The organism is Pectobacterium betavasculorum (assembly GCF_000749845.1).
Classification (GTDB): Bacteria; Pseudomonadota; Gammaproteobacteria; order Enterobacterales; family Enterobacteriaceae; genus Pectobacterium; species Pectobacterium betavasculorum.
This window is the reverse complement of record NZ_JQHM01000011.1, coordinates 20,324-34,219: the sequence shown is the minus strand read 5'-3', so window position 1 is coordinate 34,219 and position 13,896 is coordinate 20,324. Positions and strand designations below refer to the sequence as shown.

10 protein-coding genes are annotated in these 13,896 nt (G+C 51.5%); 7 read left to right on the top strand and 3 right to left on the bottom strand.

The window, feature by feature from the left end:
* Positions 1-416: 416 nt before the first annotated feature.
* Positions 417-1,499 (bottom strand): ABC transporter ATP-binding protein, encoded by a 1,083-nt coding sequence (locus tag KP22_RS16800; protein ID WP_039325311.1) that lies wholly within the window; start codon positions 1,497-1,499, stop codon positions 417-419.
* Positions 1,500-1,991: 492 nt separating this feature from the next.
* On the opposite strand from KP22_RS16800, the gene KP22_RS16795 reads away from it, so the two are divergent.
* From KP22_RS16795 to KP22_RS16770, 6 genes are all read left to right on the top strand, one after another.
* Positions 1,992-3,224: an extracellular solute-binding protein gene (locus KP22_RS16795; RefSeq protein ID WP_039325308.1), complete on the top strand. Its 1,233-nt coding sequence runs from the start codon at positions 1,992-1,994 to the stop codon at positions 3,222-3,224.
* 88 nt (positions 3,225-3,312) lie between these two features.
* Positions 3,313-4,629 carry a carbohydrate ABC transporter permease gene (locus tag KP22_RS16790; RefSeq protein WP_052012553.1) on the top strand — a complete coding sequence of 439 codons (1,317 nt, stop codon included), beginning with the start codon at positions 3,313-3,315 and terminating at the stop codon, positions 4,627-4,629.
* 12 nt (positions 4,630-4,641) lie between these two features.
* Entirely contained in the window at positions 4,642-5,490 is an 849-nt protein-coding gene (locus KP22_RS16785) for a sugar ABC transporter permease (RefSeq protein WP_039306276.1), read from the top strand.
* A 35-nt stretch (positions 5,491-5,525) separates the two neighbouring features.
* Positions 5,526-6,740, top strand: coding sequence for a glycoside hydrolase family 53 protein (locus KP22_RS16780; RefSeq protein ID WP_039325306.1), 1,215 nt, complete (start codon positions 5,526-5,528; stop codon positions 6,738-6,740).
* 228 nt (positions 6,741-6,968) lie between these two features.
* Complete coding sequence (locus KP22_RS16775) at positions 6,969-9,029, top strand: beta-galactosidase (protein WP_039325303.1); 2,061 nt, start codon at positions 6,969-6,971, stop codon at positions 9,027-9,029.
* A 58-nt stretch (positions 9,030-9,087) separates the two neighbouring features.
* A complete protein-coding gene (locus KP22_RS16770; protein WP_011094702.1) occupies positions 9,088-9,429 on the top strand; it encodes a PTS sugar transporter subunit IIB in 342 nt (113 codons plus the stop codon).
* 83 nt (positions 9,430-9,512) lie between these two features.
* On the opposite strand, the gene dld is transcribed toward KP22_RS16770, so the two are convergent.
* Together dld and KP22_RS16760 are read right to left on the bottom strand one after the other, a co-directional pair.
* Complete coding sequence (dld, locus tag KP22_RS16765) at positions 9,513-11,270, bottom strand: D-lactate dehydrogenase (protein WP_039325301.1); 1,758 nt, start codon at positions 11,268-11,270, stop codon at positions 9,513-9,515.
* A 68-nt stretch (positions 11,271-11,338) separates the two neighbouring features.
* Positions 11,339-12,304 carry an aldo/keto reductase gene (locus tag KP22_RS16760; RefSeq protein ID WP_039325299.1) on the bottom strand — a complete coding sequence of 322 codons (966 nt, stop codon included), beginning with the start codon at positions 12,302-12,304 and terminating at the stop codon, positions 11,339-11,341.
* 261 nt (positions 12,305-12,565) lie between these two features.
* Here KP22_RS16760 and KP22_RS16755 point away from each other — a divergent pair, with 261 nt between their 5' ends.
* The gene (locus tag KP22_RS16755) at positions 12,566-13,756 is read left to right on the top strand and encodes a NupC/NupG family nucleoside CNT transporter (protein WP_156103755.1); all 1,191 of its coding nucleotides are present in this window, start codon (positions 12,566-12,568) and stop codon (positions 13,754-13,756) included.
* Positions 13,757-13,896: the final 140 nt, after the last annotated feature.

The following is a 13,896-nucleotide window of genomic DNA, read 5'->3' as shown; positions in this document are numbered from 1 at the left end:
CATCCAAGCCACTCAATATTTGTATTACATCGGCGTAAAAAATCGCGCTGAGGTGTGCATGACTGCCGGATGAGCGGCATGGACGCCGCGAAAGCCTGCGCCGCGTCTGGAACGCGTCGCAGGCGGTCCGATCAGCGGGCATGAATACCGAAGGAACCGCGCAGCGGCAAGATTCACGCAGAAAAGCCAGTGGTCAAGGCGCAGCGGCGATTGAGCGCGCCTTGTCGGGCGTGTAACGATGTTACAGAGAAATAAGATGCCTAACACGCACGAAACGCTTACACCACACCAGCATAAAGGAAAACAGTTTCTACAATAGGCCGTAGAAAGCGGCAGCAAAGCCAGCGCCCGCTAAGGGCGCTGGTTATGTTTAGAAGGTATTTGGGCTATTGAGATTCAGCGATTCAGTCGCCTAATTACGCACTAATTCTCAAGCCATCGGCGTTGAACACCAGACAGTTAGTGGGGGAGAAGAAAACCTCAATGTGTTCATAGGGCTTGAAGGCGCTGTCGCCTGCCAGCAGAAGTTTGAAGTTATCAATGCCACAGCATTGGCCGAACAGATAGGTGCTGTTGCCTAAACGCTCGACGACTTCACAGCCGAATGACAGGCGAATCCCCTCACCTTCAGGTGAAACGTGTTCCGGCCGCAGCCCCAGCGTTATCGTACTGCCAACGCTCAACTCACTGGTACGAACCGGCAACTCAAGCTGTAGCTGTTCGGCGACATTAACCGTCAGGCTATCCGGCGTCCAGTCGATAACCTGCGCAGGCAGGAAGTTCATTTTTGGCGAGCCGATGAACCCCGCGACAAACTGGTTAACCGGATGATAGTAAAGCTCCATTGGCGATCCAACCTGCTCGACTTTACCGTAATTCATTACCACGATTTTGTCGGCCAGCGTCATGGCCTCGACCTGATCGTGCGTTACATAGATCATCGTCGTTTTCAATTCCTGATGCAGCTTGGCGATATGCAACCGCATATCCACACGCAGCTCCGCATCAAGATTCGACAGCGGTTCATCAAACAGGAATACTTTTGGGTTGCGGACAATCGCGCGCCCTATCGCCACGCGCTGGCGCTGGCCGCCGGACAGCTCTTTCGGTTTACGCTCCAGCAAATGAGACAGTTGTAGCGTCTTCGCCACCATTTCGATCTGATGCTTAATTTGATCTTTCGGGACGCCATTAACGCGTAGGCCGTAGCCCATATTCTCGGCGACAGTCATGTGTGGGTATAGCGCATAGGATTGGAACACCATGGCAACGCCACGATGTGCAGGGGCGACATCATTCACTACTGCATCATCAATCATGATTTCACCGCCCGTGACATCTTCCAGTCCGGCAATCATTCTCAATAACGTCGACTTACCGCAGCCAGACGGCCCAACAAAAACGGCGAACTCTCCATCTGCAATCGTCAGATTCACATCGTGAAGCGTAATCGTTTTGCCAAAATGCTTACTAACCTTATCCAACTGGATCGACGCCATAACGGTAACCTCTTGATAATTTTGCTTTTCAGGATATAAGCGCTGAGTCACAACGGCCCAGTGGTCGTCTACTCAAAATGGCTCGGCAGCCCTTCCAGACGTATCAGCATCCGGCCAGGCTTACCTGCACGCTGGTCATAATCGCAATATAACAGCAGGGTGTAACCGTTTGCACAAACAGGGGGTTACTTTTGTGCATAAGATCACAGCCTTTACATGTTTCACTGGCAGACGTGACGCACTCTGCTTAATGTAATCGCCATTGGTGTAACCGTTATCCTAGTTTGTAGGAAATGCGCAATAAAGCATCACGCGCCATACCGCGACGATCACCACACAATGCGTACTGTTAGATGTCTCATTTCCTGCGGTGTACTGCCGTACGATGTAACGTTACACCAACATCGCACAGAGACAGCAAAAACGGCGAGAAAGGAAAGTGCGCAACGATTTCCTACCATGATTGGCCCACCAGGGCTTTGAGGACTAATGATGAAAATGAAAACACTGGCCACCGTCATTATGATTTCACTGGGTATTACCGGCGTGCTCAGCAAATCAGCGCTGGCAGCCGACAAAGAACTTCTGGTATGGGAAGATATCAAGAAATCCGATGGCATTGCCGATGCGATCAAAGCCTTTGAAAAACAGAATAATGTCAAAATCAAAGTGCAGGAAACGCCTTACGCTCAGCAGATTGAGAAACTCCGTCTGGATGGCCCAGCCGGTATCGGCCCGGACGTAATAGTGATGCCACACGATCAGGTTGGCACCGCCGTAGTTCAGGGGTTGATTAGCGAACTGAAGCTGGATCAGACTTTCCTGTCGAGTTTCACTAAACCCGCACTGGAAGCACAAACCTATAACGGTAAGCTGTACGGCGTACCGAAAGCGGTTGAAACCACCGTACTGGTGTACAACAAAGATCTGATGCCACAGCCGCCGGAAAAATTCGACGACCTGTTCGCCTTTTCCAAACAGCAACGTGCCGAAGGTCGCTATGGCCTGCTGGCGAAATTTGACGAAATTTATTACGCCTATGGCGTCATCGCCGGGATGGGCGGCTACATTTTCGGCCAGAACAGCAACGGCTCACCGAATGTAAAAGACATCGGTCTGGATAAACAAGCCACCATCGACGCCGTCAACTACATCAAGAAATTCTACGCAGATGGCCTATTCCCGCCCGGCATCGTCGGCGAAACCGGCGCTAACGCCATCGACTCCCTGTTTACCGAGAAAAAAGCCGCTGCCATGATTACCGGCCCGTGGGCATTCCAACCGTACAAAAACGCAGGCGTAAACTATGGCGTGGCTCCCCTGCCGCTGCTGCCAAACGGCGAACACCCGCGTTCACTGCTGGGCGTGAAAGGCTACAGCATCTCCACCTACTCCAAAAACAAAGAGCTGGCACAGAAATTCATTGAGTTCATCAATCAGCCGGAATACGCCAAAGTTCGCTTCCAGTTGACCGGTGAAATCCCGCCGATTGCCGCACTGGTTGACGATCCACTAATTAAGGATGACGAAAAATCCCGTGCTGTCGCGATCCAGTCTGGTTATGCCGTCCCGATGCCGAGCGTACCGGAAATGCAGGAAGTCTGGACGCCAGCCAACAGCGCGCTGCAACTGAGCGTGACGGGCAAGCAGGACACTAAAGCGGCGCTGGAATCCGCCGTGAAGGTAATAAAAATGCAGATCGACGCTAACCACAGTAACCAGTAAACCACTGCACCACCGTGGGTCAACATGGGTTCCCCCTGTTTATCCCCACTCGGTTTCGGGATGTGGGGGATACCATGTTTTTAAGAAAATGGAGGTAGATGTGACCGTCAACGCCAGCGGCCTTGAGCCACAAGAAAGAGGACATCGCCACGCCAGAACGGCTGTATTGCTGGCGCTCGTCCCCGGACTCGGACAGATTTATAATCGCCAGTTCGTCAAAGGTGCGCTTTTCTTTATCGTCATGATCTGCTTCATCGGCATATTCCATGATTTCCTGCGGAACGGCGCCTGGGGGCTTATCACGCTAGGCACCGAACTGCCGCGCGATCACTCTATTTTTCTGCTGGCAAAAGGCATTATCAGTGTGATCGTCGCCGCCTTTGGTGTCGGCGTCTACTATTACAGCCTGCGCGATGCCTACGTCTGCGGCACCAGACGTGATAAAGGCCTGCCATTGAACAGCGTGAAGAAGCAATATCAGATGCTGTTGAGCGAAGGCTTCCCTTATCTGATGATCACACCGGGTTTTATCCTGCTGGTGTTTGTCGTGGTTTTTCCGATTATTTTCGGCTTTTCCATTGCTTTTACCAATTACAATCTCTACCACACACCGCCAGCCAAGCTGGTCGACTGGGTGGGGATGACGAATTTCATCAACATCTTCCGACTCGATCTCTGGCGCTCCACGTTTTTTGACGTGCTGCAATGGACAGTGATTTGGACGCTGATTGCGACCACACTTCAGTGCGCCGTAGGTATTCTGCTGGCGATTTTGGTAAACCAGAAAGGCCTGCGCTTTAAGCCACTAATCCGCACCATCCTGATTCTGCCGTGGGCGGTGCCGGGTTTCGTCACTATTCTGGTTTTCGCAGGGATGTTTAACGAAACGTTTGGCGTGATTAATAACGGCATTCTGGCCGCGTTGGGGATTGAGCCAAAGGCGTGGATGACCGATCCATTCTGGACCAAAACCGCACTGATCCTAATGCAAACCTGGTTAGGCTTCCCGTTCGTGTTTGCCATGACTACCGGCGTATTGCAGGCTATTCCTGATGATTTGTACGAAGCGGCGACCATTGACGGTGCCAGCAGTTGGTACAAGCTGACGACTATCACACTGCCGCTGGTGCTCTATTCCATTGCCCCCATCATCATCACGCAGTACACGTTCAACTTTAATAATTTCAACATCATTTATCTATTCAACAACGGTGGCCCGGCGGTGATCGGCTCCAACGCGGGTGGTACGGATATTCTGGTGTCCTGGATTTATAAGCTGACGATGTCTTCATCCCAATATGCGATCGCAGCCAGCATCACGATTCTGCTGTCGATCTTTGTCGTGGGAATCGCGCTGTGGCAGTTCCGCGCCACCAATTCCTTCAAACAAGACAACATGGCATAGGAAAGCGCGCAGATGAAAAAACACAGCGTAAAACGCCAGAATTTTATCAAACTCGGCCTGACCTACCTGCTGCTGACGATCGTGGCGGTCATCATTATTTATCCGCTGATCTGGACGGTAGGCGCGTCGCTGAACCCCGGCAACAGCCTGCTCAACACCTCGATCATCCCGGATAACTTCTCCTTCATTCACTATGAGGAGCTGTTCAACGGCCAGATTGACTATGCGGCCTGGTACTGGAATTCGATGAAAATCAGCTTCCTGACCATGATTTTGACGCTAGTCAGCGTCAGTTTCACCGCATATTCATTCTCTCGCTTCCGCTTTCGTGGTCGCCAGAACGGGCTGATGCTGTTTCTGCTGTTGCAGATGATCCCGCAGTTCTCCGCGCTAATCGCCATTTTCGTACTGGCGCAAATGCTGGGACTGGTGAACAGCCATATCGCGCTGGTGCTGGTTTACGTCGGTGGCATGATCCCGATGAACACCTATCTAATGAAAGGCTACCTGGACGCTATTCCGAAAGATCTGGATGAGTCTGCACGTATGGACGGGGCGGGCAACTTCCGCATCTTTATCGAGATCATTATGCCGCTGTCCAAGCCGATCATCGCGGTGATCGCCCTGTTCTCGTTTACCGGCCCGCTGGGTGATTTCATTCTCTCCAGCACCATCCTGCGTACGCCAGATCAGTACACGCTACCTATCGGGCTTTACAACCTGGTCGCACAGAAAATGGGCGCTAGCTACACCACCTACGCCGCCGGAGCCGTGCTGATCGCGGTGCCGGTCGCCATTCTTTATCTTTCACTGCAAAAGTACTTTGTCTCCGGCCTGACGTCAGGCGGAACCAAAGGATAATGACTCAACATCTGTACCTATTCCAGGAACGTAAAATGAAAATGAAAAAACGCGTACTGATGGCCGCCATGTTGGCAACTGGCCTGTTGACCGTCTCCCTGCCGCAAACCCTGTATGCCGCAGAGAATGTGACGATCAACACGTTGACGAACGTCCCTGCCGACTTCATTAAAGGCGCGGATATCTCCATGCTGAATGAAGTAGAAAAGCACGGTGGAAAATTTTATGACGAGCATGGCAAACAGAAAGACGCCATGCTGATTCTAAAAGAGAATGGGATTAACTACATCCGTCTGCGCATCTGGAACGATCCGAAAGATGCCGCGGGCAACGGCTATGGCGGCGGTAATAACGATTTAGCCACCACACTGGCGCTGGCTAAACGTGCCAAAGCCAACGGAATGAAAGTGCTGCTGGATTTCCACTACAGCGATTTCTGGACCGATCCAGCGCACCAAAACAAACCCAAAGCGTGGTCTGGCCTAAATGTGGCACAGCTCACCACTGCCGTACATGATTACACCAAAGCCACTATTAGCGAATTCCAGAAAGCAGGCGTCATGCCGGATATGGTACAGATTGGTAACGAACTGAACGGCGGAATGCTATGGCCGGAAGGAAAAAGCTGGGGTCAGGGTGGCGGTGAGTTCGATCGCCTTGCTGCGTTACTGAAAGCCGGAATTCAGGGCGTGAAGGACGTACAAGGCGCGAATAACGTCAAAATCATGCTGCATCTGGCAGAAGGCACCAAAAATGACACTTTCATCTGGTGGTTTGATGAAATCGTCAAACGCAATGTCCCATTCGATGTGATCGGAGCCTCGTTTTACACCTACTGGAATGGCCCTATCAGCGCGTTGCAGTACAACATGAACGACGTCACCAAGCGCTACAATAAAGACATCATCGTGGTTGAAGCCGCCTATGCTTATACGCTGGAAAACTGCGATAACGCCGAAAACAGCTTCCAGCAAAAAGAGCTGGATGCAGGCGGCTATCCAGCTTCCATACAGGGGCAGGCCAATTACCTACACGATCTGATGCAAAGCGTCATCAACGTGCCCAATCAGCGCGGCAAAGGCATCTTCTATTGGGAGCCAATCTGGCTACCTACCCCCGGCGCAACCTGGGCGACGAAAGCGGGCATGAAATACAACAATGATGAATGGAAGGAAGGCAACGCGCGGGAAAATCAGGCGCTGTTCGACTGCAAAGGCAACGTCCTGCCTTCCATCAAAGTGTTTAAGTAAGCCGCAAACCGTATTCAACACGTCGACAACCCGTTTAACTGAACAAGAGCGGCGATAATGGGATAGAAGAGTAAAGCGTTTGCGCCAGGGATGGCGCAACTCGAGCGTACAGGGATGTATTCACAGCGTCTTTACGATCTACCCATCATCGCCGTGTAAAGCACATTGTCGCTATCTCGAATACGCAAACCGAATTCAACACGTTGACAACCCGTTTAGGAGAGAACGATGTTCAAATTCCCCCCACTAAGCAGCAAGGTGCCCGTTCTGCTGCACGGTGCTGACTATAATCCTGACCAATGGCTAGACAACCCAGAGGTACTGGAAAAAGACATTAAGATGATGAAGCAGACCCAGTGCAACGTCATGTCCGTGGGCATTTTCAGCTGGTCCGGGATTGAACCGGAAGAAGGTCGCTATGAATTTGGCTGGCTGGACGGCATCCTCAACACGCTGTATGCCAATGGGATATTCGTTTTTCTGGCAACGCCAAGCGGTGCTCGCCCAGCCTGGCTATCGCAGAAATACCCTGACGTACTGCGCGTGGGTAGCAACCGTGTACAGGCGCTGCACGGCGGTCGCCACAACCACTGCCTGAGCTCGCCGAATTATCGCGAAAAAGTAAAACAAATGAATACCCAGTTGGCAAAACGCTACTCGCACCATCCTGCGGTGATCGGCTGGCATATTTCCAACGAATACAGCGGCGAGTGCCACTGTGATACCTGCCGCAGCACTTTCCAGAGCTGGCTGAAAGCACGCTACGGCACGATAGACGCGTTGAATAAAGCGTGGTGGAGCACCTTCTGGAGCCACACCTACACCGACTGGTCGCAGTTGGAGCCGCCGTCACCGATTGGTGAAGTCTCTATTCACGGCCTGAATCTGGACTGGAAACGCTTTAACACCTCACAGGTTAGTGATTTCTGTGCGGCAGAAATTGCGCCACTAAAAGCCGAAAACCCGTCGCTGCCAACCACGACGAACTTCATGGAATATTTCTATGATTACGACTACTGGCAGTTGGCGAAGGTGATCGACTTTATCTCCTGGGACAGCTACCCGCTGTGGCATAACGCGGAAGATGACTGCACGCTGGGTGCCTATACCGCGATGTATCACGATCTGATGCGCTCGCTGAAAGGTGGAAAGCCGTTCTACCTGATGGAATCAACGCCGAGCATGACCAACTGGCAGCCGATCAGTAAGCTGAAGAAACCGGGCATGCATATCCTGTCTTCACTTCAGGCGGTCGCACACGGTTCCGATTCCGTGCAGTATTTCCAGTGGCGTAAGAGCCGCGGTTCCGTCGAGAAATTCCACGGCGCCGTCGTCGATCATGTCGGGCATATCGACACACGTGTCGGGCGCGAAGTACAGGAGTTGGGTGACATACTCAATAAACTCGCCCCTGTTGCAGGCAGCCGGGTCGACGCGAAAGTCGCCATCATTTTCGACTGGGAAAGCCGCTGGGCGATGGATAATGCTCAAGGGCCGCGCAATGCAGGGCTGTTCTATGAAAAAACCGTCACCGATCACTATCGGACGTTTTGGGAACAAGGCGTGGCGGTGGACATCATTAACGCCGATGTCGACCTCAGCGGTTATCAGGTCGTGATTGCACCGATGCTCTACATGGTGCGCGATGGCTTTGCCGAACGCGTCGATGCTTTCGTCAAACAAGGTGGCCGCTTCGTCACTACCTACTGGTCTGGTGTCGTTAACGAAACCGATCTGTGCTACCAAAACGGTTTCCCTGGTCCACTTCGTCCTATCATGGGGATCTGGGCGGAAGAAATCGATGGGCTGTACGATCATGAAAGCAACAGCATCAGCGGTCTGGATGATAATGAGCAACGTCTGGTTGGCCCGTATCAGGTCACCCATCTGTGCGAGCTGATTCATCTGGAAGGCGCGCGGGCGCTGGCGACCTATGACAGCGATTTCTATGCCGGACGTCCGGCCGTTACGGTCAATGATTATGGCAAGGGTCAGGCCTATTACATCGCGTCGCGCAACGATCTCGCCTTCCAGCGTGATTTCTTCACCACGCTGATACAAACGCTGGATCTACCGCGTGCGCTGCCGACCGTTCTGCCTTACGGCATTGTTGCTCATCGTCGCGATGATGGGGAAAGCGAATTTATCTTCGTACAGAATTACACGGCAACGCCGCAGCACATTACGCTGCCTGCCGCCTACGAGGAAATGACAACAGGCAGCACGCTTTCAGGGGCGCTCGATCTGTCAGGCTACGGCTGTCGGATTCTCCGCCGCGCATTACAGTAATGTTAGGTGAGCAGCATTATCATACGCACGCTGATAAACAAACGAAGAGGTGACTACGATGGGCAAGATTCACAATTTTCGGAAATTGTTCGCGTCAATGTTGGGTAAGCAAATTACCGAGATTGAAATCGCTTCACCGCTAGACAAAGAGAATTTGCAGCAGTTGGTGAATGCCTTTGGCGGCAAAGAAAATATCGTCAGTCTGGATGCCTGCATTACCCGACTACGGGTCGAGGTTCACAGCCTGCGTCTGGTCAACAGCGACAGTCTGCAAAAGCTGGGCGCTATCGGCGTGATTATTGTCGGTCATCAGGTGCAGGCTATTTTCGGCACCCAGTCAGATAACCTGCGGCGCGAACTGGCTGCCTGGTTTGAAGACGATGGTGCAGAGGCACACTAACGACACGTTTTCATCTCGATCGGTGAAACGCATTAAGCCATCCCGCTAACGGACACAACACGCCCGTTAGCGGCATCAGCTATTTAATGGTTGGTGTGGTGCTCTTCACAGCCGGTACAGCCCCAGTTTTTCAGTTTGGTGGTTTTGCCTATTCCTGGGTTCAGGCTATTGGTAGGATCGCTGTTCTGATAGAACGCTTTCAGCTGTGGTTTAGCCTGATAGAGATGACCAACATTGTGTTCTGCTGGATATTCCGCCCCACGCTGATCGAGTAAGGCCAGCATTCTCTCTTTCAGTTCATGAACATCCACGCCTTTCTTCACAATATAATCCTGATGGAAGACATGGCACATGAAGTGGCCGTAATACAACCGATGTACCAGCATATCGCTAATATCCGCCGGTAAATGCTCGAACCATTCACGGTCGTTACGTCGCAGAGCGATGTCCAGAGCCAGGATATTTTCCACGTCATTGCTGTGTACCGCATGATAGCGGATCGCGGCTCCCGCTGCTGCGAAGCGATGCAAAAAGGCTTTCGCGCCTTCTTCCGGCGTACAGACAAAAAACTCGCCGTCGGCATCATGAAAATACTGCTCTAACCAACGATGTGCTTCATCAATGCCGTCGCCCGACATTTTCACCATCAAATGATGTTCAAAACGGTCACGATACGTTTTCATCCGCGCCGGTAGATGAGAAGGCAGCAGGCGGCTGAGAAACTGCATGGTACGATCAACAAGATGCGATTGTAGGAAAGGCACTTTGCTAAAGATCGCGTCCATCCGCCCTTTCAGATTGAAAAACAGGGGCAATTTATCCGTACCCAGTTTATCGATCATCATAAACGTATCTTTGCCGTATATTTCGGCGATATCGAATATATCGCGGTGCATATATTCACCCGCCACCGGCAGATTTTTAAAATGGGCGAGCATATGACGGCGTAATTCCGTCAATACCTGCGGCTGATTAGTCCCAATATAAAAAACCTGTTGGGATTTTTCCGCCGGAAACGTATCCAGACGCACAGCAAAAACCGACAGTTTTCCTGCGCAGCCAGCGGCCTCAAATAACCGGCGTTCATCGGCGTTAAAGCGCGACGGCGTGTCTGCATCCACATCCCGCACACGTTCAATATAGTCGTGGTCAGATGCCTGACGCTCGTCATAAACCACATCTTTCACATCATATTGTTGCGATTCCAGACGGGTCAGGATCGCTTCCGGCGTATCTCCCAAATTGATCCCCAGATGGTTGATCAGCTCCACCTGACCTTGCTCGTTAACCCGACCGTAAAGTGCCATTTCGGTATACGCCGGGCCACGATGAACCAAAGAACCGCCGGAGTTATTACAAATTCCCCCAATCACCGATGCGCCAATACACGAAGAACCGATCACAGAATGCGGTTCACGCCCCAGCGGTTTCAATACGCGCTCAAGATGCCACAGAGTACTTCCCGGCAGCGCCACAACCTGTCGTCCTTCATCCAGCAGTTGAACGCTATCCAAACGCAGGGTATTGATGATCACGATTTCCCGATCGTAGTCATTACCACTCGGGGTGGAGCCCTCAGTTAAACCCGTATTAGCGGCCTGCATCAGCACGATACAACCCGCTTCAATACTGGCTTTAAATACCTGCCACTGCTCAAGTAGCGAAGCGGGAAAAACCACCGCCAGTGCCTCCCCGCTACCCGAACGAAAGCCTTTGCGATAACGCTCTGTTTTATTTTTATCGGTTAAGATGTGGGGCTTACCGACAATGCGGGTTAGCGTTCTGATAAGATCGTGAGAATCAATGGAAATGCGACTTTCTGAGGTTACATCATCCTTCATAGCTGTCTGTCCGGTTAATTAATTTAACAAGTACGATAAAAAGACTCGTATCCAAAAATTTCTATTTATTAGTAACGACTTGCGCGGTTCAGTAGCTCAATATCTTCTACTGGCAACATCAGCCGCGTTGCGCTTGCCAGCTCAGCGACCTGCTCCAGCGACGTCGCACTGGCGATCGGGGCCGTAATGCCTGGACGTGCAATCAACCATGCCAGCGCGACCTGCGATGGCGTCGTCTGATGCGCATTCGCCACGCTATCCAGCGCTTCCAAAATAGTGCGACCACGCTCGTTCAGGTATTTTTCCACGACGCCCTGCCCGCGGGCACTTTTCGATGCATCCTTTGGCTGGCGATACTTTCCTGACAGAAATCCGCTAGCCAGCGAATAATAGCTAATGACCCCGATCCCTTGCTCACGCACCAGCGGCTCTAACGCGGCTTCATACCCCTGACGATCGTACAAATTGTATTCCGGTTGCAGCGTTTCATACCGCGCCAGATGATTGGTTTTACTGACCTTCAGCGCTTCCGCCAGACGCGCCGCACTGTAGTTGGACGCCCCAATCGCACGAACCTTGCCCTCTTTAATCAACGCATCAAACGTGGCCAGCGTTTCTTCCAGCGGCGTATCTTTGTCGTCAGTATGTGCCTGATAGAGATCGATATAGTCCGTTTGCAAGCGTTGCAATGAAGCCTCGACCGCCTGTCGAATATAGCAAGGAGAAAGCCCTTTCTTGCCCTCGCCCAAATCCATGCCGACTTTGGTGGCAAGAATGACCTTGTCGCGCTGTCCGCTTTTTTTCAGCCAGTTGCCGATGATGGTTTCAGATTCACCGCCCTGATTGCCGGGTGCCCAGCGCGAATAAACATCAGCGGTATCAATGAAGTTCAGTCGATGCGCCACCAGTGCATCCAGCAGGCTGAACGACGTCGATGCATCAACAGTCCAGCCAAAGACATTACCGCCAAAAGAAAATGGCGGAACCACGATTCCTGAACGTCCAAGCTCGCGTGTGGTATTTGATACTGACATAATCACTCTCCTTTTGAATCATGCAGAAACATCATAAAACCCCCGCCTACCCGCAATCCAAAGTGTGGCGGAGCAACTTTCTGTCTGGAATAAGAATAATGAATGAACAGAAAGGCGCAAATAACGAGACGTAGCATTTAGTTTAGATAAAATCCCAAGGTATAATTGTTTTTTTGCGTCCTTCCTCTCATTTTTAGAGCATACGTTACATAAAATGACGTGGAAAATTTGGCCTGCCTCATATTTGGAGCACACATGTCCTTGTCCCATATTGCGCAATTTATTCTGGCGCTGGTTGTTGTTACGGCGCTGGCACTGCTTGTCTGCCGCGATCGTAAAAGCATTCGTATTCGTTTCATTATTCAGCTACTCGTCATCGAAATTCTGCTCGCTTACTTCTTCCTGTACTCCAACGTCGGGTTAGGTGTCGTCAAAGGGTTCGCAGCAGTCTTCGACAAATTACTCGGATTTGCAGGCCAAGGGACAGACTTCGTATTCGGTGACATGGTGAATAGTGAGAAGAACCTGATTTCCTTCTTCTTCAAAGTGCTCTGCCCTATCGTCTTCATTTCCGCGCTAATCGGTATTCTGCAACACATCAAAGTGTTGCCGATCATCATCCGCGCAATTGGTACCGTCTTGTCCAAAGTGAACGGCATGGGCAAACTGGAATCATTTAACGCGGTCAGTTCATTGATTCTTGGTCAGTCCGAAAATTTCATTGCCTATAAAGATATTCTGGGCAAAATGTCCGAAAAACGCATGTACACCATGGCCGCTACCGCCATGTCGACCGTTTCGATGTCCATCGTCGGTGCGTATATGTCCATGTTGGATGCCAAATTCGTTGTTGCCGCGCTGATTCTGAACATGTTCAGTACCTTCATCGTGCTGTCGCTGATTAACCCCTACAAAGTCGGTGAAGAGCCGGAATTGCAGTTGGGTACTCTGCATGAAAACCAGAGCTTCTTTGAAATGCTGGGCGAATACATTCTCGCGGGCTTTAAAGTGGCCGTTATCGTCGCTGCCATGCTGATCGGTTTTATTGCACTGATTGCCGCGGTCAACGCGATTTTCAGCGCCATTTTTGGCATCAGCTTCCAGGAAGTCCTCGGCTACGCGTTCTACCCGTTCGCCTGGATCATGGGTATCCCATCTCATGAAGCGCTTCAGGTTGGTAGCATCATGGCGACCAAACTGGTTTCTAACGAATTTGTCGCGATGCTGGAACTGCAAAAAGTGGCAGGCGAACTGTCCCCGCGCAGCGTGGGCATTCTGTCTGTGTTCCTGGTGTCCTTCGCCAACTTCTCGTCCATCGGTATTATTGCGGGCGCGATTAAAGGCCTGAACGAGCAGCAGGGTAACGTGGTTTCCCGTTTTGGCCTGAAGCTGGTGTACGGCTCCACGCTGGTGAGTATTCTTTCCGCGTCTATTGCCGGTCTGGTGCTGTAATATATCGTTACGTCATAAAATTTCGATCTCAGTCCGGTAGCCTTGCGCTGCCGGATTTTTTTTCCCTACAAACCCTGACATATCTTCCACATTTCCTTCATTTTTGTCCGGTATCGACTGTTTAAACTACTAACATAAGG